The organism is Streptomyces sp. NPDC051662, from assembly GCF_040681655.1.
Taxonomy (GTDB): domain Bacteria; phylum Actinomycetota; class Actinomycetes; order Streptomycetales; family Streptomycetaceae; genus Streptomyces.
Genome location: NZ_JBFAZD010000036.1, coordinates 47059 through 69419 on the forward strand (window position 1 = coordinate 47059; position 22361 = coordinate 69419).

21 protein-coding genes and 1 pseudogene are annotated in these 22361 nt (G+C 72.1%); 10 read left to right on the forward strand and 12 right to left on the reverse strand.

Annotated elements, in window-relative coordinates:
* Positions 1-45 precede the first annotated feature (45 nt).
* Complete coding sequence (locus tag AB0M67_RS36895) at positions 46-534, forward strand: GNAT family N-acetyltransferase (RefSeq protein WP_365751986.1); 489 nt, start codon at positions 46-48, stop codon at positions 532-534.
* Positions 535-561: 27 nt separating this feature from the next.
* On the opposite strand, the gene AB0M67_RS36900 is transcribed toward AB0M67_RS36895, so the two are convergent.
* The 4 genes from AB0M67_RS36900 to AB0M67_RS36915 form a co-directional block, all read right to left on the reverse strand.
* Positions 562-933: a VOC family protein gene (locus AB0M67_RS36900; RefSeq protein WP_365751987.1), complete on the reverse strand. Its 372-nt coding sequence runs from the start codon at positions 931-933 to the stop codon at positions 562-564.
* A gap of 108 nt (positions 934-1041) precedes the next feature.
* Positions 1042-1752, reverse strand: coding sequence for a phosphatase PAP2 family protein (locus AB0M67_RS36905; protein WP_365751988.1), 711 nt, complete (start codon positions 1750-1752; stop codon positions 1042-1044).
* Complete coding sequence (locus AB0M67_RS36910) at positions 1749-2381, reverse strand: phosphatase PAP2 family protein (RefSeq protein WP_365751989.1); 633 nt, start codon at positions 2379-2381, stop codon at positions 1749-1751. Before AB0M67_RS36910 ends, AB0M67_RS36905 begins: the two co-directional genes overlap by 4 nt.
* Positions 2381-3103, reverse strand: a complete 723-nt coding sequence (locus AB0M67_RS36915; protein ID WP_365751990.1) for a DedA family protein — start codon at positions 3101-3103, stop codon at positions 2381-2383. The genes AB0M67_RS36910 and AB0M67_RS36915 overlap by 1 nt, the downstream gene beginning before the upstream one ends.
* A gap of 125 nt (positions 3104-3228) precedes the next feature.
* On the opposite strand from AB0M67_RS36915, the gene AB0M67_RS36920 reads away from it, so the two are divergent.
* The gene (locus tag AB0M67_RS36920; protein WP_365751991.1) at positions 3229-3603 is read left to right on the forward strand and encodes a BlaI/MecI/CopY family transcriptional regulator; all 375 of its coding nucleotides are present in this window, start codon (positions 3229-3231) and stop codon (positions 3601-3603) included.
* Positions 3600-4553 (forward strand): M56 family metallopeptidase, encoded by a 954-nt coding sequence (locus AB0M67_RS36925; protein WP_365751992.1) that lies wholly within the window; start codon positions 3600-3602, stop codon positions 4551-4553. The genes AB0M67_RS36920 and AB0M67_RS36925 overlap by 4 nt, the downstream gene beginning before the upstream one ends.
* A 201-nt stretch (positions 4554-4754) precedes the next feature.
* Here the strand turns inward: AB0M67_RS36925 and AB0M67_RS36930 are convergent.
* Positions 4755-5162: pseudogene (locus tag AB0M67_RS36930) on the reverse strand (hypothetical protein); the annotation flags it as partial.
* Between the two features lie 352 nt (positions 5163-5514).
* Here AB0M67_RS36930 and AB0M67_RS36935 point away from each other — a divergent pair.
* Together AB0M67_RS36935 and AB0M67_RS36940 are read left to right on the forward strand one after the other, a co-directional pair.
* Positions 5515-6423 carry an SRPBCC family protein gene (locus tag AB0M67_RS36935; RefSeq protein WP_365751993.1) on the forward strand — a complete coding sequence of 303 codons (909 nt, stop codon included), beginning with the start codon at positions 5515-5517 and terminating at the stop codon, positions 6421-6423.
* Positions 6424-6606: 183 nt separating this feature from the next.
* The gene (locus AB0M67_RS36940; RefSeq protein WP_365751994.1) at positions 6607-7707 is read left to right on the forward strand and encodes an acyltransferase family protein; all 1101 of its coding nucleotides are present in this window, start codon (positions 6607-6609) and stop codon (positions 7705-7707) included.
* Positions 7708-7791: 84 nt separating this feature from the next.
* On the opposite strand, the gene AB0M67_RS36945 is transcribed toward AB0M67_RS36940, so the two are convergent.
* Positions 7792-8247 carry a TerB family tellurite resistance protein gene (locus tag AB0M67_RS36945; protein ID WP_351395259.1) on the reverse strand — a complete coding sequence of 152 codons (456 nt, stop codon included), beginning with the start codon at positions 8245-8247 and terminating at the stop codon, positions 7792-7794.
* Between the two features lie 176 nt (positions 8248-8423).
* On the opposite strand from AB0M67_RS36945, the gene AB0M67_RS36950 reads away from it, so the two are divergent.
* Positions 8424-9173: a dienelactone hydrolase family protein gene (locus AB0M67_RS36950; RefSeq protein ID WP_365751995.1), complete on the forward strand. Its 750-nt coding sequence runs from the start codon at positions 8424-8426 to the stop codon at positions 9171-9173.
* A gap of 35 nt (positions 9174-9208) precedes the next feature.
* On the opposite strand, the gene AB0M67_RS36955 is transcribed toward AB0M67_RS36950, so the two are convergent.
* Positions 9209-10075: a UbiA family prenyltransferase gene (locus tag AB0M67_RS36955; RefSeq protein WP_365752018.1), complete on the reverse strand. Its 867-nt coding sequence runs from the start codon at positions 10073-10075 to the stop codon at positions 9209-9211.
* A 203-nt stretch (positions 10076-10278) separates the two neighbouring features.
* On the opposite strand from AB0M67_RS36955, the gene AB0M67_RS36960 reads away from it, so the two are divergent.
* The 3 genes from AB0M67_RS36960 (at position 10279) to AB0M67_RS36970 (ending at position 12941) form a co-directional block, all read left to right on the forward strand.
* Positions 10279-11331, forward strand: a complete 1053-nt coding sequence (locus tag AB0M67_RS36960) for a 3-oxoacyl-[acyl-carrier-protein] synthase III C-terminal domain-containing protein (protein ID WP_365751996.1) — start codon at positions 10279-10281, stop codon at positions 11329-11331.
* Positions 11332-11394: 63 nt separating this feature from the next.
* Positions 11395-11919: an isoprenylcysteine carboxyl methyltransferase family protein gene (locus AB0M67_RS36965; protein WP_365751997.1), complete on the forward strand. Its 525-nt coding sequence runs from the start codon at positions 11395-11397 to the stop codon at positions 11917-11919.
* Positions 11916-12941: an NAD(P)/FAD-dependent oxidoreductase gene (locus AB0M67_RS36970; protein WP_365751998.1), complete on the forward strand. Its 1026-nt coding sequence runs from the start codon at positions 11916-11918 to the stop codon at positions 12939-12941. The genes AB0M67_RS36965 and AB0M67_RS36970 overlap by 4 nt, the downstream gene beginning before the upstream one ends.
* 70 nt (positions 12942-13011) lie before the next feature.
* Here the strand turns inward: AB0M67_RS36970 and AB0M67_RS36975 are convergent, their stop codons facing one another.
* Positions 13012-14268, reverse strand: coding sequence for a DUF4032 domain-containing protein (locus AB0M67_RS36975; protein ID WP_365751999.1), 1257 nt, complete (start codon positions 14266-14268; stop codon positions 13012-13014).
* Positions 14269-14360: 92 nt separating this feature from the next.
* Positions 14361-16106 (reverse strand): TIGR03767 family metallophosphoesterase, encoded by a 1746-nt coding sequence (locus AB0M67_RS36980; protein ID WP_365752000.1) that lies wholly within the window; start codon positions 16104-16106, stop codon positions 14361-14363.
* Between the two features lie 488 nt (positions 16107-16594).
* On the opposite strand from AB0M67_RS36980, the gene AB0M67_RS36985 reads away from it, so the two are divergent.
* Positions 16595-17140 (forward strand): DUF6630 family protein, encoded by a 546-nt coding sequence (locus AB0M67_RS36985; RefSeq protein ID WP_365752001.1) that lies wholly within the window; start codon positions 16595-16597, stop codon positions 17138-17140.
* Between the two features lie 211 nt (positions 17141-17351).
* On the opposite strand, the gene AB0M67_RS36990 is transcribed toward AB0M67_RS36985, so the two are convergent.
* The 3 genes from AB0M67_RS36990 to AB0M67_RS37000 all read right to left on the reverse strand — a co-directional run bounded on the left by AB0M67_RS36990 (position 17352) and on the right by AB0M67_RS37000 (position 21732).
* Positions 17352-18680, reverse strand: a complete 1329-nt coding sequence (locus AB0M67_RS36990; protein ID WP_365752002.1) for an FAD-dependent oxidoreductase — start codon at positions 18678-18680, stop codon at positions 17352-17354.
* On the reverse strand, positions 18677-20155 hold the full coding sequence (locus AB0M67_RS36995; protein ID WP_365752004.1) for an FAD-dependent oxidoreductase: 1479 nt from the start codon (positions 20153-20155) through the stop codon (positions 18677-18679). Before AB0M67_RS36995 ends, AB0M67_RS36990 begins: the two co-directional genes overlap by 4 nt.
* A 92-nt stretch (positions 20156-20247) precedes the next feature.
* Positions 20248-21732 (reverse strand): FGGY family carbohydrate kinase, encoded by a 1485-nt coding sequence (locus tag AB0M67_RS37000; RefSeq protein WP_365752005.1) that lies wholly within the window; start codon positions 21730-21732, stop codon positions 20248-20250.
* Positions 21733-22361 lie beyond the last annotated feature (629 nt).

The window sequence follows — 22361 nt, forward strand, 5'->3', positions numbered from 1 at the left end:
GTAAAGCGTTGGCGGGCGCGTGACGCGTACGGGCATCCTGGCCGCATGTTGATCAGGGAAGCCACCGCCAAGGACTGGGCCGCCATCTGGCCGTTCTTCCACCGGATCGTCGCCGACGGCGAGACCTTCACCTACCCCCTCGGGCTCGGTGAGACCGACGCGCGTGACATGTGGCTCGTCGCGCCCCCGAACCGTACCGTCGTCGCCGTGGACGACGCGGGTACGGTCCTGGGCACGGCGAAGATGAACCGGAACCATATGGGCAACGGCTCGCACATCGCGAGCGCGAGCTACATGGTCGACCCGGCGCACGCGGGGCGCGGGGTGGGCAGGGCGCTCTGTACGTACACGATCGACTGGGCCCGTACGGCGGGGTTCCGCGCGATGCAGTTCAACGCCGTCGTCGAGACCAATACGCACGCGGTGAAGCTGTACAGGTCACTCGGCTTCGAGGTGGTGGGCACGCTCCCGGAGGGCTTCCTGCACCCGGAGCAGGGCTATGTCGGGCTGCACATCATGTACCGCGCGCTCTGAGGACAGGTCCGACGTAGGCGACACGTCCTAGCGGTCCTGGAGCACGGACAGGATGTTGCCCGCCGGGTCCGTGAACCACGCGATGTACGGGCCGCCGCCCCGGAAAACGGCCCTGTCGTCGGCCTCCATACCGGGGTAGCGCTCGAAGGTCACACCGCGGCGGCCCAGTTCGTCCACCGCCGCGTCGATGTCGTCCACCGGGAAGTTGAGAATCGTGAACGACGCGGGGGTGTGGTCGGGCTTCGGGTAGACGAGCACCTCGGCGCCGCCCGCCAGGCGCAGACGCAGCAGGCCGTGCTGCTCTTCGACCTTCAGTCCCAGCGTCTCCCCGTAGAAGTGCCTGGCCTTCTCGATGTCGTTCACGGCGAATCCGCTGAACGCTCTGCTGTTGCCGAACATGACGGCCGTCCTTCCTTGATGTGGGGCTCTCGAAGAGGTAGACCCCCGCGGGGTCCGAGACTCATCGGCCGTTCCGGCGGCCGTGTCGGCGGTGGACGTGGCCGGTGCTCACGGATGCGACTTTCGGGCCCGTCGGGGCCGTCCGGGCCGCCCCGGCGGTATGAAGGACGCGCCCAGGCCGAGCCAGGTGGCGGCGAAGAGCCATCCGCCCATGACATCCGTCGCCCAGTGCACCCCGAGATAGACCCGGCTCAGCCCCACGGCGACGGCCCAGCAGACGAGGAGCGCGATGAGCACCCCTCTCAGCCATCCGGGGAGCGCGTCGGATCCGCGGCCGAACCGGACGAGGCCCCAGATCAGCAGACCCGCCGCGATCGCCGACGTGGTGGTGTGTCCGGAGGGGAACGCGAAACCGGAGGCATGGGTCAGCCAGTCCGCCCTCGGCGGCCGGGGACGCGCCGCCGCCGCGAGCAGGCCGTAGCGGGCGGCCTGTCCCGCGAGGAGGAACACCAGCGCGCCGGCCGCCGCCAGTAGCCGGTGCCGTAGGTCGCGGCCGGCGAGCAGCCCGGCCACGACGGCGCAGAGATAGGGGTACGGACCGGTGCCGCTGGCCGTTACGGCCCGCGCCGCCGTGATGCCCGCGGGGGACGAGCGGTGCCTCACCGACCAGTCGAGCGCGGTCGTGTCCAGCGGGAAGGGGGCGCCGCCGCGTGCGGTCGCGAAGACGGCCAGCAGGGCGAGGGCCGCGGCGCAGAGCGCGGTGACGGCCAGCGGCGCCGTACGTACGGCCCTGCGGACCGGCGGTGCCGTACGGCTCACCGGCGGGCGACCAGCGGGCGCAGCGGGGTGTCATGGAGCCGTTCGGCCGGCGGAGCGGTGCGTCGCGCGAGACTCATCAGCGCCCAGGCCACCACCGCCCCGACCAGCAGCCCGAGGACGACGTCGTGCGGGTAGTGCGCCCCGACCCAGACCCGTGATCCGGCCATCAGCAGCGCGGCCGGGACCGCGAGCGCCGCGAGCGCGGGGTCGACGAAGAGCAACGCGACGGCCGCCGCCCCCGCGATCGCGGCGTGGTTGCTCGGCAGCGACCAGTCGCCCAGCGGAGGGCACGCCTCGATGGTGATCGTGTGCAGCGTCTGACAGGGCCGTTGCTCCCGCATCACCGACTTGAGGGCCAGACCGGTGACGTACGCCAGGATCAGCGCGAAGGGGGCGGCGAGCGCCATGACGGGCCGCGCCGAGGGCCGCGGAGCCGCGGCCGTCGGTCGGGCGCGCCACCACGCGGCCAGCAGGAGCGCGCCGAAGAAGAGCAGACCGTACGTGGACCAGAGGGAGACGGCGGTGTCCAGCGGGCCGGGCGAGCGGTCCGCCAGGCCGGTCACGGACCTGTACAGACCCTCGTCGAACCATCGGTCCTCGGTGGCGTACGCCACCCGCGCGCTCGCCATCAACGCGCCTCCTCCGGGGAATCGTGCACGGACCCGGCGGCTCCGGTCCCGGCGGCTCCGGACCCGGCCGGCGAGGTGCCCGCCCGGCGCGAGCGCACTACCTCCAGGGCCAGCGGAATGAGCGAGATGATCACGACCACCGCGACGATGGGCAGCAGATAGCGGTCGACATTGGGTACGGACGAGCCGAGCGCGTATCCGGCCAGTACGAGCCCCACGGTCCAGACCACGCCGCCGAGGACCTGCCAGAGGGCGAAGAGACGAGCCGGCACGTTCAGAGCGCCGGCCAGCGGGTTCAGCACGGTGCGCACGACCGGGACGAAGCGGGCGAGCACGATGGCCTTCGCGTGGCCGTACCGGTCGAGCAGCTCCTCCGCGCGGGCCGCTCCCTCGTGGAGCTTGCGGGCGCGGCTGCGCGCCAGCAGCGCCCGGCCGCCGCGCCGGCCGATCCAGTAACCGGTCTGCGCGCCCAGCAACGCCCCGAGTACCGAGGCGATCAGGACCTGCGGGAGCGAGAGACTCGCGGTCCCGTCCGCGCCGGAGACACAGAGCAGCCCCGCGGTGAAGAGCAGCGAGTCGCCGGGGAGGAAGAAGCCGACGAGGAGGCCGGTCTCGGCGAAGAGGACGAAGGCGATGCCGAGGGCGCCGAACGCGGAGAGCAGTGATCCCGCGTCGAGAGGGTTCACGGCCTGCGCCATCGTCGCGAGGGTGGATACGTCCATTGAAGGGCTGCTCCCATAATGGTGGACGGAGGATGGACAGGGATGTCCTGACGACGATCCGGTCGACTACAGTTCTGTAGACGGTCTACTTCACTGTAGACGAAGAGAACGGGAGGAGCGTTCCCATGGGCGACGACGGCGCGGAGCGGCGGCCGGCGGGGGAGCTGGAAGCCGGTGTGCTCGCGGCGCTGTGGGCGGCCGAGGAGCCGCTCACGCCCGGACGCGTTCAGGAAGCGCTCGGTGGATCGCTCGCCCGCACCACCGTCACCACGATTCTGTCCCGGCTGTACGAGAAGGGCAGTGTCACGCGCACCCGATCGGGGCGCGGCTACGCGTACTCCCCGACCGAGGACGCCCCCGGGCTGACCGCCCGCCGTATGCACTCCGAGCTGGCGAAGGACGAGGACCGCAGCGCGGTGCTCGCTCGTTTCGTCTCCCAGCTCAACGACGAGGACGAGCGCATGCTGCGCGCCCTGCTGGACGGCGGAGAGGCCGGATGACCTACCTCGTACTGATCCCGCTGCTGATGCCGTTCCTCGCGGCCCCCGCCGCCTGCCGGGTCGCCGCCGTCCTCCCGCCGCGCCACGCGGCCCGGCTGCTCACCGCCGCCGCGCTGATCCTGGCCGTCAGCAGCTCGGCGGCCCTGGTGCTGCTGGTCGTTCCGGGCGCGTCGTATCTGCCCGCCGTCGCCGTTCTCGGTGAACTCGCGCAGCCGCTGACGGCCGGACCGCCTCCTGTGACCATCGCGCTCGCGCTCGTCGCCGGCGCTCTGCTGGTGTGGCGTACGGCGGTGCTCACCGCCGCGGCCCGGCGCGACCGGGCGGAGCTGCGCCGGGCCAGGACCGTCACCGGCGGTACGGACGGCGAGCTGGCGGTGGTGCGGGACGACCGGCCCGACGCGTACGCGCTGCCCGGGCGCCCCGGCCGGATCGTCGTCACCACGGGCATGCTGCGCGCTCTGGAACCGCCCGAGCGCGAGGCGCTGTTCGCCCATGAACGCGCCCATCTGCGCGGCCGTCACCATGTCCTGCTCGTGGTGGTGGAACTGGCCGCCCTCTGCCACCCCGCCCTGCGCGCGCTGCGCGAGCCGCTCGGCTACGCGCTGGAGCGCGCCGCCGACGAGGCCGCCGCGGCGGCGGTCGGCGACCGGCGGCTCGCCGCCCGCGCGATCGGGCGCGCCGCGCTGGCCGCCCGCGGTGGGCCGGGACTGCCCGGGTCGGTCAGGCCCCGGACCGTACTCGCGGCGACCGCGGGCCCGGTGCCCCGGCGGGTCGCCGCGCTGCTCGGCACCGGCGCGATCGGCCGGCCCACGCTCACGCCCAGGACCCGCCGCCTCGTCGCGGGCGCCGTGCTGGTGTGCCTGACGCTGTCCGGCGTCTCGGCCGTGGGGGCGGCGAACGACCTGCACACCCATATCGAGATCGCGCAGGGAGAGAATCCCGGGCGCTGACCGGCGCTGCCGTCGCCGATAACCCGGGATTCCCCCGTAACGCGCCCTTCACCGGGATGCCCGGCCGAACTCCAAGGTGTCCCCGAAGGAATCATCACCCCCTGTCCTCCGGCCGGGGCCGCCGCCGTGTCTTCGATACTCATGGGCGGAGGCTGGCGCGGAGGCGACCAGTGGGCGTTCCCGACGAAGCGGTTCCGGCAGGGCTTCCGGTGTGATCAGAGCCGGCAGCGCGCGGTCCATACGCAGCGCGTCCACCGATTCCGCCAGCAACTCGTATTCCGTGGTGTCGTCGCGGGTGGCGACACGGATGAGACGCCCGGCCGCCAAATGCTCGGCGACCATGTCCTGATGGGCCGTGTCGTCCCGCCAGCTCCGGAGTGTCGTCGGTACGTCCGGCACGCTTCGCGCCACCGGAGTGAGTGCGGCGGCCGGAAAATGCTCGCTTTCCGGGCTGGGATCCAGCCGTTCCGCGATCCAGGTCGCGCGATCCCGCAACCACCACAGTGCAAGTGCCAGAGTGGGAGCGCGATATGTTCCCAGCGGAACGCCGATTCGCTGTCCACCGCAGATTCCGTACGCGGTGACATGGCACAGGAATTCGTCATGCACGGCCGCTCTCCTTGCGCCGTTCTGTGGGCCTGATGGCCTGGGCCGCAGTGCTTTTGCAGTGACGTTGCGCGGGTACTTCCGGGCGCCGTGGCGGAGCGATTTCCCGGGGGAGTGGAAAACGACCCTGGAATGCCCGAACTTCCAACTATGAAGCCTTTACTGACGTCCTGTCACGACGCGGATCCGGCCAGATTCGGAGCGTAATCACCGCCGCGTATGGCGGAAATTTCATGACACCGCGCCGCGCTGGAGCGCTCTTGGGCACCCGCTCTTATGCCAGCATCTGCGGGTACTGCGCGACGCCGGCCTCGTCGGGGTCCGGCAGGTCTCGACGCGATGGAGGACATCCCTCATGAATACGAACCCGCACGACGGCACCCCGTACGACCACACCTGGCACGACATCTCGCAGGACGACACGCTGATGACCGCCGCCGACGGCCGGACCGCCCTGCGGATGGAGCGCAGGCTCCCGCACCCTCCCGAGAGGGTCTGGGCCGCGCTCACCGAACCCGCCGCTCTCGCCCAGTGGTTCCCCTCCGAGGTGACCGTTGATCTCACCCCCGGCGGCGCGATGGGCTTCCACTTCCCCGGCGTCAGCGGACCGGGCATGACCGGCACCGTCACGGACGTCGACGAGCCCCGGCTCTTCGCGTTCACCTGGGGTGGCGACCATCTGAGCTGGTCCGTCGCGCCCGACGGCGAGGGCTCGCTGCTCACGCTCGTGCACACCTTCGACGACCTCCCGGGCGCGGCGAGCTTCGCCTCCGGCTGGCATCTCTGTATCACCGCCCTGGCCCAGCTGCTCGCCGGCGGCCCGGTCACCGTCGGCCGTGACACGGGCGAGCTGCACGAGACATACGTACGGCGGTTCGGTCTCGGTCGTGGGACCACCGAGACCGCCGAGGGTGACGCCACCGTTCCGCGGATCCGGCTGGAACGTCAGCTGGTGCGGCCGGTCGCGACCGTCTGGGACGTCGTGTCGGCCGGTATCGAGCCGGTGGCGGGCCTGCCCGTCCCCGCCGGGTTCACCGCCGGGGATGTCCCGGCAGGCCATGTCACGGAGGTGCGGGCGCCGAAGTCGCTCACCTACACCTGGGAGCCGGCGGGGTCGGTCACCTGGGAGCTGAGGGAGGGGACGGGCCACGGCGCCCGGCTGGTGCTGACCCAGACAGGTCCCGAGGGCGTCGACGCGGACGCGGCCCTGGCCGCCTGGCGGACACGGATCGACCAGCTCGCGGCGGACCTGCTCAAAGCCTGACCTCGGAAGGAGGCCGTGTGACGAGCGTGTGACGGCTCGGTAGGGGCTGTCCGATCCAGGCCACTCGGGTGGAGGGGCGGCGGGAGCCCTGGTTAGGGTGCCTTGAATGTTCGCCCCACCGATTCCCCCCACATTTCCTGTAAGAGGCGCGTTCGCCGATCCGGGTTCCCTCCGGGAGGTCATGTGACGCAGCTCACTGATCAGTCGCCACGGGTCACGGCCACCGCGAACCCGGCGGAAGCCGGGTCGGCCGCGCCCTCGGCCAAGAAGCGGGACGCGTTCTTCGACAACGCCAAGTATCTGGCGATCGTGCTGGTCGCGATGGGACACGCGTGGGAGCCGCTGCGCGACGGCAGCCGGGCGGTCTCGGCGCTCTACATCGTCGTCTACACCTTCCACATGCCGGCGTTCATCGTCATCTCCGGCTATTTCTCGCGGAGCTTCGACTTCCGGCCGGACCAGGTGCGCCGGCTGATCACCGGCATCGCCGTGCCGTACATCGTGTTCGAGGTCGCCTACAGCCTCTTCCGCCGATGGGCCGCGGACGATCCGTCCATGGAGATCACCCTGCTCGACCCCTGGTATCTCACCTGGTTCCTGCTCGCGCTCTTCGTCTGGCGGATGACGGCGCCCATCTGGCGGCTGGTGCGGTGGCCGGTACCGGTCGCGCTGGTGATCGCCATGCTCGCCACCCTCTCGCCGGACATCGGCGACGACCTCGATCTCCAGCGGGTCCTGCAGTTCCTGCCGTTCTTCGTGCTCGGCCTGCGGCTCAAGCCCGAGCACTTCCTGATCGTCCGCCGCAAGGAAGTGCGCCTCCTGGCCGTGCCGGTCTTCGCCGCCGCGGTCGTCTTCGCGTACTGGGCCGTCACCCGGATGAACATGGCGTGGTTCTTCCACCGCGACAGCGCACGGGAACTGGGCGCGCCCTGGTGGAGCGGGATCCCGATGACGCTCGCTCTCTTCGGCTGCTCCCTCGTACTGACCGCGTGCTTCTTCGCCTGGGTCCCCGGCCGCCGTATGTGGTGCACGGTGCTGGGCGCCGGCACCCTCTGCGGCTATCTGCTGCACGGATTCCTCGCCCAGAGCGCGAGCACCTGGGACTGGTACGACGCCGACTGGCCGCACCGGCCCATCGGCGCGGTGGTCATCACGGTCCTCGCGGGCGTGGCCGTCACGCTCCTCTGTACGCCCCCGGTCCAGCGGCTCTTCCGCTTCGCGCTGGAGCCCGAGATGGCGTGGGCATTCAGGACCGACCCGGTCGGGCGGCGCGGAAAGAGCTGAGCGAGGTGCCCGGGAGGGCCGGGAGTGCGCGCGGGGCGGTGGCCGGCAGCCACCGCCCCGCGCGTCCATGACCGGACGACCCGATCAGAGGTCGAACTCGTGCGGCGGCAGGTCCAGGGCGAAGCAGGCCTCGCGGACCACGGCCTGCTCCGTCTTGTCGAAGTCGCCGTCGGCGCCGCCGATCACGATGCCGATCTGGATGACGGCCCGTGCCTCGACGGGCTTCTTCCTGGCCTTTCCCACCTCCTGGAGGAGGCCCACCTTGCCGAACGTGAAGTCGGCGGCCAGCTTGTTCAGATAGTCGTCGAAGCGGCGCTGGAGGTCTTCCGCGGGGAAGTTCCGCAGCACCTCATTGGTGGCGATCAACGAGGCGACCCGCTGGCGCTCGGCGGGGTCGACGGAGCCGTCGGCCGCCGCGACCAGCGCGCACATCGCCATGCTCGCGTCGCGGAACGAGCCGCTCTTGAGGTCGTTCTTCTTCGCCATGAGCTGCGTCTGCATCGTCGCGGCGGATTCCTTGAACCGGTCCCACAGGGCCATTCCGTCATCTCTCCTCAGGTGTCACACAGAGCCACTCCGACAACGCGCGAGAGCGCCGCCGCGTGCCCGCCGGGTGGACCCGGTCGCGGCCCGGAGAGGCGTTCGCCCTCGGGGCGCCCCCTTTCATACGATCACGATGTCGCCCCGTCACCGCACCAGAGCTGGGAGCATCTGCCATGGCCACCGAGCCGATCGACTCCAACGACTCCACCGCGCCGAACGAATCCTCCGAATCCTCGCTGCAGAACGTCTCGTTCCCGAGCGCGGGTACGACCGCCTACGGTTATCTCGCCGTACCGCCCGCCGGACACGGCCCCGGCCTCATCGTCATCCAGGAGTGGTGGGGCCTGACCGCCCACATCAAGGACATCGCCGACCGCTTCGCACGGGCGGGCTTTGTCGCGCTCGCCCCCGATCTCTACGGCGGCCGGGTCGCCCACGACTCCGGCGAGGCGCTGCGCATGATGAGCGAACTGCCCACCGACCGGGGTGTCGAACTGCTCTCCGGCGCCGTCGACTATCTGCTCGCGCGGCCCGAGACGGACGGCGACACGCTCGGCACCGTCGGCTTCTGCATGGGCGGCGGATTCGTGCTCAGCCTCGCCGCCAAGGACCAGCGGATCTCGGCGGCCGTACCGTTCTACGGCGTCAACCGGGACGGTGTCCCCGACTTCTCCCACCTCAAGGCCGAGATCCTGGGCCACTACGGCGCGGAGGACGACACCGTCTCACCGGCGAGCCTCAAGGAGCTGCGTACCGCGATCGAGTCCGAGTCCGGGATCGTTCCGGTCATCCATGTCTACCCGGGGGCGGGCCACGCCTTCTTCAACGACGGCCGCCCCGAGGCGTATCACGCCGAGGCCGCCGCGCTCGCCTGGGAGCGTACGATCACCTTCCTCCGCGAGCGGCTCGGCGTGTCGGACTGACGCCGTACCGCGGCCGGCGCCGGGCCGGCCGCCGGTCAGTTGAGCGCGGCGCCGTGCGAGAGCAGCAGCGCGACATCGGCACCCGCGACCACGATCGCCGCGCGGAACGGCACCTTGGGACGGCGGCGGCCCAGCAGTGAGCCGCCCACCGCGGTGATCAGCGCCACGGCGACGGCGACGGCACCGAGCGCGCCCGCTCCACCGAGCGCGAGCAGGACCGTCGCCGCCACCAGCGGGGCCGGCAGCAGCAGCCGTACCGCGGCCGGCCCCAGCCGCTGCGGCCAGCCCCGTACCCCCAGGGCGAGATCCGCCTCGATGTCGGGCAGCACATCGCCGAGATGCGCGCCGACCCCCACCAGCGCCGCGGCGGTGACGACCCACCAGGCCGGCCGGGGCTGCCCCGGCAGACCGAGCGTCACGAAGGCGGGCAAGGAAGCGAACCCGATCGCGTACGGCAGCCACGACAGCACCGTCGACTTCAGCCGGACGTTGTACAGCCAGGCCGCGGCCACCCCCACCAGATGCACCACGCCCGCGAGCGTCCCGTACACCAGCGACAGCGGAACGCACAGAGCCAGCGCCACCAGGGCGGCGGCCCGTACGGTACGGGCGTCGATCGCCCCGCCCACCACGGGCTTGGCGCGCCGTCCGGCCGCCGTGTCGCGCGCCGCGTCGACGGCGTCATTGCTCCAGCCGACCGACAACTGCCCCGTCAGAACGGCGGCGGTCACCAGCAGACAGCCGGACGCGTCCTGCCCGGAGGCCACCGCGAGCCCCGCGACCAGCAGCGTCACCGCGATCGTGGGCCCCGGATGACATGCCCCCAGCAGCGCGGCCACCCGTCGCGGCCACCCTCCCGGCGGTCCCGTCGGTGTACGGACGATGCTTCCCTGCCGGTCGATGGCGTCCACGCGCTCATCGTAGGCAGCACCACCGACAGCGGGCGGTCCTCACGCCGTACCGCGTGCGAACGCCGAACGGCCCGTCACGGCGCCCTCGTACAACCGCCCCTGAGGGGCCGTACAGGCGACATCGTGTGTGGCGCGACCGAGCGGGGGCAGGGATGGCACGTCAGTCGCCCCCCGACCCCGACCTCGGACCGCAGATGACCAGCATCGCAGCCGTCCACGGAGCCCTGGCTCCGCATCGGTACCCCCAGCACGAGATCACGGACATGGTCGCCAGGACCTGTCTGCCCGCAGGTGCCGACCGGAAGGTTCTCGACCGGCTGCACCGCGGAGCGCGCGTGGACACGCGCCATACGGCCCTGCCCCTCGACCGCTACGACGCGCTCAGGGACTTCGGGGCGGTGAACGACGCCTTCATCGCCGGGGCGTTACCGCTGGGAGCCGAGGCGGTCGGCGGGGCGCTGGAGACGGCGGGGCTGTCCCCGCGCGATGTCGACCTGCTGATGTTCACCTCGGTGACGGGTATCGCCGCGCCGTCCGTGGACGCGCGCCTCGTCGGGCGGCTCGGCCTGCGCTCCGATGTCAAGAGAGTGCCGGTCTTCGGGCTCGGCTGTGTGGCGGGAGCGGCCGGCATCGCCCGGCTGCACGACTATCTGCTCGGACGGCCCGACGATGTGGCCGTCCTCCTCTCGGTCGAGCTGTGCTCGCTCACCTTCCAGCGCGACGACGTCTCGCCCGCCAACCTGGTCGCCACGGCGCTCTTCGGGGACGGCGCCGCCGCCGTGGTCGCCTGTGGCCCCCGCCGCCGGGCCGCCGGGCCCGTCGTCGTCGACACACGCAGCCAGCTGTATCCGGACACCGAGCAGACCATGGGCTGGGACATCACGGGCTCCGGCTTCCGTATCGTCCTGGACGCGAGCGTTCCGGATCTTGTCCGCAAGAACCTCGCCGCGGACGTCGACGGATTCCTCGCCGCCAACGGACTGACGCGTGATGACATCACCGCGTGGGTGTGCCACCCCGGCGGGCCGAAGGTGCTGGAAGCCGTCGAAGAGGTTCTGGGACTGCCCGCCGACGCCCTCGACATGACCTGGCGTTCGCTGGCGGCGGTGGGGAATCTGTCGTCCTCCTCCGTGCTGCATGTGCTGCGTGACACGCTGGCCGAGCGCCCGCCACCGCCCTGTACGTACGGGCTGCTGCTGGCGATGGGGCCCGGATTCTGCTCCGAACTGGTGCTGCTGCGCTGGTAGGGCCGGTGGCGCCGGCGCCGAGGAGCGCGGGGACGAGGAGAAGAGACCGACGGACGGGGAGACATGATCTGGTACACCGCGCTGATCCTGGCCGTGGGCGCGGAGCGCGTCGCCGAACTCGTCGTCGCCCGGCGCAACGCGCGCTGGAGTCTGGCGCGCGGCGCCGTCGAGCGTGGCCGGCGGCACTACCCGCCGATGGTCGCCCTGCACACCCTGCTGCTGCTCGGCTGTCTCGTGGAAGTGCGGCTGGCGGACCGGCCGTTCGACCCGTTGCTCGGCTGGTCGATGGTGGCCGTCGTGCTGGCCGGGCAGGCGCTTCGCTGGTGGTGCGTCCATACGCTCGGCCCGCGCTGGAACACCCGGGTGCTGGTCGTGCCGGGACTTCCGCTGGTGACGGGCGGCCCGTACCGGCTGCTGCGGCACCCCAACTATGTGGCGGTGGTGGCGGAAGGGATCGCGCTGCCGCTCGTGCACGGCGCCTGGGTGACGGCGCTGCTGTTCACCTCGCTCAACGCGGTGCTGCTGACGGTCCGGATACGGTGCGAGAACCGCGCGCTGGAGTCGGCCACCGCCGGCGCTCTGCCGTGATCGATCTGCTGGTGGCGGGCGGCGGACCCGCCGGTCTCGCCACCGCGGTCCATGCCGCGCTGGCCGGTCTGGAGACGGTGGTGATCGAACCCCGTACCACCCCCGTCGACAAGGCGTGCGGCGAAGGCGTGCTGCCGAGTGGCGTACGCGCGCTGTCCGCCCTCGGCCTCGGCCCGCTGCCGGGACATCCGCTGCGCGGCATCCGCTATGTCCATGGCCCCCATCGGGCCGAGGCGCCGTTCGACGACGGCCCCGGGCTCGGGGTACGGCGTACGGAACTCCACGCCGCGCTGGCACGACGGGCCGCCGAGGCCGGCGTCAGGACGGTGACCGGCCGGGTCGGCGAGGTGGAGCAGAGCGCGGACTTTGTGACCGCGGGCGGACTGCGGGCGCGCTGGCTGGTGGCCGCGGACGGGCTGCGCTCTCCCGTGCGCCGCCGCCTGGGCCTGGATCTCCCGGACCCGCGGCCCCGGCGGTACGGGCTGCGGCGGCACTACCGGATGAAGCCCTGGACGGACTTCGTGGAGGTCCACTGGTCGTCCTCGGGGCGGGCGGGGGAGGCGTATGTGACCCCCGTGGCGGACGATCTGGTCGGGGTGGCCGTACTGACCACGGCGAAGGGCGGTTACGACGACCATCTGGCCCGCTTCCCGCGGCTGCTCCCACTCCTGGACGGTGAGCGGGTCGGCGCGGTGCGCGGCGCGGGCCCCCTGCGCCAGCGGGTGCGCCGCCGCAGTGCCGGCCGGGTGCTGCTCGTCGGCGACGCGGCGGGCTATGTCGACGCCCTCACCGGCGAGGGCATCGCGCTCGCGCTGGCGTCGGCGGAGGCGGCCGTACGGTGTCTGCGGGCCGGCCGGCCGCAGGAGTACGACCGGCGGTGGCGCGCGCTGTCCCGGCGCCACCGGCTGCTGACGGAGGGGCTGCTGAGGGTCAGCGGCCATGCGGCGGGAGCCCGGCTGATCGTCCCGGCGGCGGCCAGGATGCCCGCGGTGTTCGCGGCGGCGGTACGCGCTCTCCAGTGAGAGCCGGGCCCCGGGTCCTGTCCGGGGTCCTGTCCCGGCTTCGGCCCCGGCCCCGGGTCCGGCACCTGGATCAGGGAGAGAGACCGCCCGTCGTGTCCGTCCCCGGGGGTGTCATCGCGTTCACCGAGTGCGGAAGTACGTTCACGAGATAGTCCGCGATCGTCGCCTCCAGACCGATATCGCGCCCCGCGGCCTCCGACAGATACCAGCGGTGCTCAAGCACCTCGTGGTAGATCTGCGCCGCGTCCATCTCACCGCGCGTCTCCAGCGGTACGGCCCGTACGGTCGGCCGGAAGACATCGCGGACCCAGCGGTGTGCGAGTACCTCGGGCCGCGCGCCCAGCGGATCGCCGGGCGCGTAGTCCTCCTCGCCGGCCATCCAGCTCTCCAGGTCGTTGAGCAGCCGGCGCGCCTGGTTCTCCTCGGCGTCCAGGCCGGTCAGCCGCAGCAACTGCCGCTGATGATGTCCCGCGTCCACCACCTTCGGCAGGAAGGTGACCGTGTCACCCACCGGGGAGCGCTCGATCTGCATCTCCGCGACATCGAAGCCCAGATCGTTGAGCCGGCGGATCCGGCGGTCGATGTAGTGCCGTTTGTCCACCGGGTACACCGACTCGCGCGTCACCTCGTGCCAGAGGTCCTCGTACCGCTGCACGATCGCCGCGCCGAAGGGCACCGGATCGACGGAAGGGTGCAGCGCGCCCGACGCCTCCAGGTCCATCAGCTCCCCGGCGATGTTCACCCGCGCCAGCTCGATGTCGTAATCGCGCTGTCCCGGGCTCAGGTTCTGCTGGATCTGCCCGGTCTCGGCGTCCACCAGATACGCGGCGTACGCGCCCGCGTCACGCCGGAAGAGCGCGTTGGACAGCGAGCAGTCGCCCCAGGCGAACCCCGCGAGATGCAGTCGTACGAGCAGCACGGCCAGCGCGTCCATCAGCCGCTTGACGGTGGTCGGCCGCATCGTCGACTCGAACATCGAGCGGTACGGCAGCGATCCCTTGAGATGCCGGGTGATCAGCGCGGGCTCCAGGGGCGCCCCGTCCGCGTCCACGCGCCCGGTCACCACCGCGACCGGGTCCACGGCCGGGATTCCCAGACGGTGCAGATCGCGGAGCAGACCGAACTCGCGGACGGCCCCGCGCTCGGATATCTCCTTCACCGCCACGACCTCGGGCCCCGCCGAGGCGAAGCGCACCACATGGCGCGAGATCCCGCGGGGGAGCGCGACCAGGCACGCGTCGGGCCACTGGTCGAGCGGGATGTTCCAGGGCAGATCCAGCAGCACGGCCGGCTGCTCCGGATTGGTCGCGCTGATCTGCAGCGCCATCGTGCCTCCCACGGCGGTCGTCGGGCGGGCACCGGACACGGAACCGCCCCGGACAGTGTGCCGGGTCGCCATGGCTGTTCGCGGCGGGGGTGTCAGCGGCTCAGCAGCAGCTCGGTGTTGCGGTCCGTGGATTTGCCCGCCGGCGCGGTGGTGGAACCCGGGGCATTGTGCGACAGCTCCCGGTAGAGCGCGGCGAGACCGGTCTGCGAGAGGTCCTCGAAATCGGTCCTGTGCGGCGCCGCCGACTCGATCAGCGTGGTGAACAGCGAGAGCGTGCCGTCCCCGTTGTCGGCGATCTCGATGACCCGGGCGAGCTGCGGGAAGTCGATGTGCGAGGCGGTGGAGATCTCCCAGAAGCTGCCGTGCGGCAGGATCGAGTTGCGGTGGCTGTGCCCGTTGACCCAGGCCAGCACATTGCGGTTGCGCTTGAGCAGCGCCAGGACCTCGTCGCCGCTGTGCCGGGCCTCGCCGGGGTGGGCGGGGTCGGGATGGGTGTTGGTCATCGTCCAGCTGTTGTGATGGCTGAAGACGACGACGTATCCGTCCCGGTGCTCCCTGAGCACGCGCTTCAGCCAGTTGAGCTGGGCGGTGTTGAGCGAGCCGGTGTAGTGCCCGCCGCGGTCGGTGGTGTCGAGGCTGATGCCGGTGACGTTCTCGCCCATCGGGAACGTGTAGTAGAGCGTGTCGTTGTCCAGATTGGCCGCGGTGTAGCCATGCCCGGCCGGACCGGCGCCCGTACGCGCCGGGTCGAGGTGCGCGGTCAGATACTCGCGCGGACCGAACGGCGCCCGGCGCGGATCGGCGGTGATGGACCGCATCGCGCGCTTCGAGCGGCGCAGCAGGTCGATCAGCTTCGCCCCGTTGGGGTCCCCGCCCTTCGAGAGGAGCTTCAGCAGCTGCTTGGCCTCGGCGTCGGGGATGCCGTACAGCTTCCTCGCACCGACGGCGAACTCCGCGAGGAAGCCGGACGGGTCGGCCATGGCGCCGCTGGCCAGACCGTCGTGATTGCCCACGGTCGAGTACCACGGGATCCGCAGCCCCGGGCTGTTCACCGAGCGGATCGCGGCGTCGAGGAACCCGTCGATACGGGGGTAACCGAGCCGCTTGTCGGTGTCGCGGCCGGAGTCCTCCGGGTGCCAGAACAGCCGCTCGTCGGAGTTCTGCACCCCTTCGTAGCGCTGGGGGTCACCGGTGTTGGGGGTGATACGGCCACCGCTCATCACCGTGAGGAACCAGTCCAGTTCCGCCCGCGAGTTGTTGTCGGTGTTGTCACCGGTCGTCACGGCGAAGGACAGCGGCGCCCCGGTCACGGGCCCGGCCTCGAGCGCGTTGATCTGCTCGATCAGAGCCACCGCCCCCGGGACGGTGAGCGCCTCCTGCGGCCGCCAGCCCGAGAGCTGCTGCGAGCGCAGATACTCGGTGCGTACCGGGTGCTGGACATCCACCAGATGCAGATCGGTGAGCTGGACGAACGAGCTGAGTACGGTACGCCGCTGGGCGCGGCCGGGGCGCGGGGTCGCCAGTGTCTCACGGACGACCCTGCGCCAGCCGGGACCGTCGCCGAGCCGTCGGAAGGCCGCGGCGCTGTCGCGGGGCGCGGCCACGGTGTCCAGCGTCGTCCGGGCCGGGACGGTACGGGTGGGCGTGGCCGGGGCGGCGGGGGTGCGCGGGCCGGGAACGGAGGGCGCCGCGGTCGTTCCGGGCGCGGCGGCCGCCTCTCCGGGACCGCCGCCCGCGCCGAGCGCCAGCCCGATTCCGGCGGAGACACCGACCGCTCCGGTGGCGGTGAGAAAGGAGCGGCGGTCGACGCCGGTGACTGCGGAGCGTATGCGTGTCATTCTGCGGCCTCCCGAGTGCGAGCGCATTGACGAGCGCGCCGGGGACGGCCCCCTGGCTACTCCTCGATGGTTGACACTGGGCGTGGCCTGCGCGTGAACGACGTTCCAACGGCCAACACCGATCACCACACAGGGATCACCGCGAAGGCGAACCGTCGCCGCGCCCATGGCCACAGGACCGGAGCCGGTCACTCACCGTTCACTCCGCGGGGAAGGCCACCGGCCCGTACGGGTTCTTCGGAAGTGGTGCGCATATGTCGCGGCGGGCCGGGCAGACGCGTCTCGGAGCCAAGCTCGCGGCCGTTCCCCCCGCCGCCCGAGCTCTCCCGGCCCCGCCGGTGCGTCCCCCCTCGCCGGTGGGGCCGCCCCTCTCTCCGGGGCCTCGCGGGTCCTGCGGGCCGGTCGGTTGTCAGACCCCCGTGGCAGGGTGTTCTCCGGGCCGGTGTTCCACCCGGACACCTCGCATCCCGACCTGAGGAGCTGTCACCATGACGGAGCGTCCCGCTCTCGCCCCCGCCGCCGAGGCGCTCGTCGCGCTGGCCGAGCTGCTCGCGCCGGGCCGCGCGGCCGTCGTCGAAGCGGTGCTGTTCGCGTACGACGATCCGGACGCCTATGTACGGACCCACGCCGAGCCCCTTGAGGACCGCGGGATCGACGCGCCCATCGAGAACCTCGCGTGGATAGCGCTCGTCGACGCCCTGACGGCACAGGGACTGCTGGCCGAGGTCGACTGGAAGGAGGACTCCGATGAGATCAGGCGTCAGCTCCGGAGCCTGGAATCCCGTCCCACCGTCGACCCGTGGTCCCTCGCCGATCCGGCCGACGCGGAGGCCACGGACACCGTGCCCCTGGACACCGCCGCCTTCCTGAACGACGCGGGCCGGCTCCATCTGGAGGTGGGGGTCGCGCTCGCCGTGCTCGACATAGAGTCGGACTGCTATCCCCTGGTCTGCTTCCCGGCCCGGCGGGCGAGTGAGCTGACGCCGCTCGCCGCGCGCGCCGGTTTCTACGCGGCGGTCCTGGGGTCCGACTAGGGCGTGTTGCGAAAGTCCCGCCTGCCCGGCGACGCCCGGCACGCACGCTCGCCGCGTTGTCGGATCACCCCAGTACGTCCAGTACTGGGGAGACCCTCCGCCTTGCGATCGCACGCGCCGGACGCCGCCGGGCCCGCCCTGCGGGCGGACGGCGCTACTTTCGCAACACGCCCTAGCTCTGAACCGGGCGCGCGACGCGGTGGCCCGGGGCTCAGCCCGCGCTGATCACGATCGGGCCGCCGCCGGGATCGGCGCGGTCGATCCAGTCGGCGGAGGCGTACAGCGGACGGTTCGGCACCGCGCCACGGCGCAGCCGTTCCCGGTGCAGCACCCGTCCGTCCTGGCTGACGACGAGGAAGGACAGCCGGTCCGCCGAGCGGGCCGTACGGAGCGTGAAGCGGCCCAGCGGCGGGCGCGGACCGCGTGGGTCGATACGGTTCGGGGCCACCCACCGCAGGGGCGCGGCCACCTCCACCGGCACCTGGCCACCCGGCCAGGCGCCGTCCGCCAGATACCGCAGCACGGGCCCCGCGACGAGCCGGCCCTCCCGGGCCGCGGTGCCCGCGGGCTCGATGGCGTGCAGCAGATTGCCGACGGCGAAGACGCCGGGCGCGGCCGTACGGAACGCGGTGTCGACCGCCGGGCCCCGGGTGCCCCGGTCGAGGGCGATCCCGCCCCGGCGGGCCAGCTCGTGGTCGGGGATCCAGTCCCCGGTGAAGACGACCGTGTCGCAGCCGATGGTCGCCGACCTGCCGTCGTCGTGCCTCAGCGCGACTCCGGTGAGCCGGCCCCGGCCGAGCAGTTCGGTGACGGTCGTGGCGGTGAGCAGCGGAACGCGGTGGCGCAGCCGGGCCCCGAGCCCCGAGACCCAGGAGGACTGGTGGTGCGGCTGTTCGGTGACCATCGCGGCGATCTCCACGCCCGCGCTCCGCAGGGTGCGCACGGCGGAGTAGCTGACGGGTTCCGCCCCGATGACGACGGCCCGTACCCCGATCCGCTGATGGTGCAGATGGACGGCCTGTTGCAGCTCGCCGGTGGTGAACACACCGGCCGGCCGGGTCCCCGGCACCAGCCGGGCGCCGCGTGGGCGTTCGCGCGCGCCGGTGGCGAGGACGACCGCCCCGGCGGAGAGGCTTTCCAGGCCCTCGGGGCCGGTGGTCTCCACGGTGAGCGGCCCGGGGCCGCCGGGGGAGACCTCGCGCCCATGATGTCCCGCCCAGCCGGTGACGGAGACACCGGTGCGCAGCGTCGCTCCCGCTTCGATCGCCAGATCGCGCCAGTGGCGGGCGTACGCGGGTCCGCTCATCGGGCGGTGCAGATCACGTACGCCGAACCCGGTGTGGAAGCAGTGACGTGGGACGCCACCGGCCTGGTCCTCGCGGTCGACGACCTCGACCGTACCGGCGCCAGAGGCGGCCAGTCGCGAGGCCGCGGCCAGCCCGGCCGGACCCGCGCCGACCACCAGCACATCGACCGAGCGCTGCCGCCGGCCGGGGCCGGGGGCGGAGGACTCGGCGTTGCGGTCCGCTGTCGCGCTCATGGACCGACCTCCGGCCGCGGTGAAGATTCCTCGGGAGCCTCGGGAGCGCTCGCGGCTCCGCCACCGTCGGGAGAATCGGGAGCAAGCAGGGCGCGCACGGCGGCGCCGCAGTAGAAGCCCTGGCACCGGCCGCCCCGGGCACGGGTACGCCGCCGCAGCCCCTCGGGCGAGCGGGGCGGGACGGTACTGGCGAGGGCGTCGCGGATCTCCCCGCGCGAGACCCGTTCGCAGTGGCAGACGATCCTGCCGTACTCCGGGTCCGCCGCGATCAGTTCGGCGCGTTGGTACGGTCGCGGCGACGACTCGCCGATATTCGGCATCCGTACCGGTTCGAGCTCCCGCGCCGCGCCCAGGTCCCGGCCGCAGGCGCCCAGCAACTCCACGACATGGGCGGCGATCGTCATGGACGCGGTCAGCCCGGTGGAGCGGATACCGCCCACCGTGATGTACCGCTGCCCGGGATGGGAGCGGATCCGGTAGTCGTCGTCCTCGGTGGCGGCGCGCAGCCCCGCGTAGACGGCCGTCACCTCCTCGTCGAGCAGCTCCGGCATGATCCGTCCGCCCTTCTCCCGCAGGAAGTCCAGGCCCTCGGCCGTCGATCCGGTCGCCGTCTTGTCGGCCAGGTCCTCGGCGGTCGGGCCGAGCATCACATTGCCGTACACCGTGGGCGCCACCAGTACCCCCTTGCCGAGCGCGGTCGGCACCGGCAGCAGGATGTGCCGGACCAGTTCGCGGGCGAACTTGTCGAAGACCATGAGCTGACCGCGCCTCGGGGTCACGGTGAAGTCGGTGTGGCCGAGCAGCCGGTCGATCTCGTCGGCGTACAGTCCGGCGGCGTTGATCAGTGTGTGCGTCCGCAATACGCCGCGGCCGGTGGTCAGTTCGTGCGGTGACTCACCGCCTGGCGCGCCGGTGACGTCCTCCACGGGGCAGTTGAGATGCAGATCCGCCCCGGCCAGGACGGCCTGGGTGGCGTACGCGAGCGTGGTCGTCCAGGGACAGATGATGCTCTCGCCGGGGACTTCGAGCGCGCCGAGCGCGCCGGGGCCGAGGTGAGGTTCGCGGGAGTACAGCTCGTCCGCGCCGATGATCCGGGTCTCGCGGTACTCATTGCGCTCGGCTTTCGCCACCAGCCCGGGCAGCGCGGCCAGTTGTTCCTCGTCCCACGCGACGAGCAGGGCGCCGACCGGCTCCACGGGGATGCCCGTCTGTGCCGCGTACGCCGCCAGCCGCCGCTGTCCCTCGCGCACGAGCCGGGACTCCAGCGAACCGGGCACGGCGTCGAAACCGGTGTGCAGAATCGCCGTGTTGGCCTTCGACGTACCGTCGCCGACATCGTCGGACGCCTCCACCAGCGCGATCCGCAGCCGGTAGCGGGTCAGTTCACGGACGATGGCCGTGCCGACCACTCCGGCGCCGATGACAGCGACGTCGTACACCTCGTCCGGCAGCGTGCCCGAGGTCGTGACAGTCATGGTGCTCCAGGTCCGGGCCGGGACAGAGGTCCGGGCCGGGGTTCGGTTCTCATCGGTACGTTCCGGGTGGGGGCGCTACGGGAAGCCACGGTTCAGGGCGGGGGAGTACGGTCGAGCAGCGCCGCCACCTCCGCGCGGAAGACGCCCAGCCGCTCCGCCGCCTCGTCCGCGCCGATCCTCGGCTCGTAGACCGCGGCGGGTTTCCACTCCGGGATCACCTGCCGCAACGACTGCGCCGTGTCGAGGCCGAGACGCGCGAGGGCGCCCACCCCCAGCGCCGTGACATCGGGCAACGCCGAGACCTCGACGGGCCGTTGCAGCAGATCGGCCTGGGTCTGCATCAGCAGCGCCGACCGGGTCAGACCGCCGTCCACCCGCAGACTCGTCAGCGGCGTGCCGAGATCGGTGGCCACCGCGTCGGCCAGCTCCACCACCTGGGCGGCGATGCCCTCGCACAGCGCGCGGACCAGCTGTCCCGGGCCGGTGTCCAGGCCGAGGCCGGTCAGTGAGCCGCGCAGATCGCCGCGCCACCACGGCGCGGCGAGTCCCGCGAGCGCGGGTACGAAGGTCACGCCGCCGCTGTCCGGTACGGAGGAGCCGACCGTGTCGAGATCGGCGGCCCCCGAGATCACCCCGAGGCCGGTCAGCCAGCGCACGGCGGACGCGGCCGTGTAGACCTGTCCGTCGAGGCAGTAGCTGGTGTCTCCGTCGAGCCGCCAGGCGACGCAGCTGACCAGCCCCGTCGTCCCCCGGCGCGGCTGTCCGCCGGTCTGCGCGAGCAGGAACGCGCCGGTGCCGTAGGTGCACTTGGCGGATCCCGGTTCGGTCACATCCTGGGCGAGCAGCGCGGCCTGCTGGTCGACGAGCAGCCCGGTCAACGGGATCTCGGCACCGAAGGCGCCGGTGGTGCCGACCGGTCCCGCCGCGTCGACGATACGGGGCAGCGCCTCGTCGGAGAGCCCGAAGATGTCCAGCGCCTCCGACGACCAGTCGACCCGGTCGAGGTCGAGCAGCTGGGTGCGCCCGGCGGTCGCCGCGTCCGTGACGAACGCGCCGGTCAACTGGTGGATCAGCCAGGAGTCGCTGGTGGTCACGGCGCCCTCGCGGGTCAGCTCGCGCCGGATCCAGGCCATCTTGGGCGCGGCGAAGTACGGGTCGAGCGGAAGCCCCGTGAGCTGCCTCAACCGGTCCTCGTGCGGGGCGAGTTCGGCACAGAGCGGCTCCGAGCGCCGGTCCTGCCACACGATCGCGTCGGTGAGCGGTGTGCCCGTACCCGGATCCCAGGCGAGCACCGTCTCGCCCTGGTTGGCCAGACCGACGGCCGCGACCGGCTCCGCCGCGTCCGCGAGCGCCTGCCGCCCGGCGTCGAGTACGGAGCGGAGCAGGACGGCGGGATCGACCTCCACCAGTCCGCCGGAGCCGTAGCGGGGCGGCGCCGGGGCCGAACCCGTACCGATCACGCCTCGTTCGGGGCAGATGACCAGCGCCTTGGTGGCCGAGGTGCCCTGGTCGATGGCGAGTACCGGCCGGGTGGTTGAGCCGGCGCGGGGGCGGGGCGAGTGCTGGGCTGGCGGCATATCCCGTTCTTCGGTCGCTGGGGGGCACGAGGTGGTGTCGATGGCGGCGGGTCCTGATCGCTGAGCGAAAGCGTGGTGCAGGTCAGAGCGGGCGTCAAGGGTTCTCTGGACCGTCCGGGTGCGGGTGCCTCGGCCGCGCGTCGCGGCGCTCCGGGAAATCGTCCGGGCGCCGCCGCCGGGAGAGGTCCAATCCGCTTTGATCAACAGAGAGTTGCGAAAGATCAGCAAAGTGTTCGAGCCATGTCACTCTGGCCCCTACACTGATCGCCGCAGTGGCAGGGAGTGCTCCTTGGCTCTTCCTCACCTGCGGCACGGCAGGTCTGTGCCTTCTGCGACGCCGCCGGATCGCTCCACCCCCCACCGTCCTAGAGGATCTATGACGAACATATTTTCAGCCAGGCGCCTCTTCGGGCGTGCCCGGCTCAGTACGTCCTGTAGGCAGCCCGCGGTGGCCCCCGCCTCCCGGCCGCCGCGGACCGGGAGTTCCCCGACCCCGGGACGGGGGAGCATCCGCCATCCCCGCGCCCGGGTCCCGGGGCCACCGGGGACAGGGAGGGTGGGCCGGTGCTAGCTTCCCCCGCCCCGCCGTCCTCACGGCTCCTCAAGCGGCCGTCACCGTGGTTCGCCCG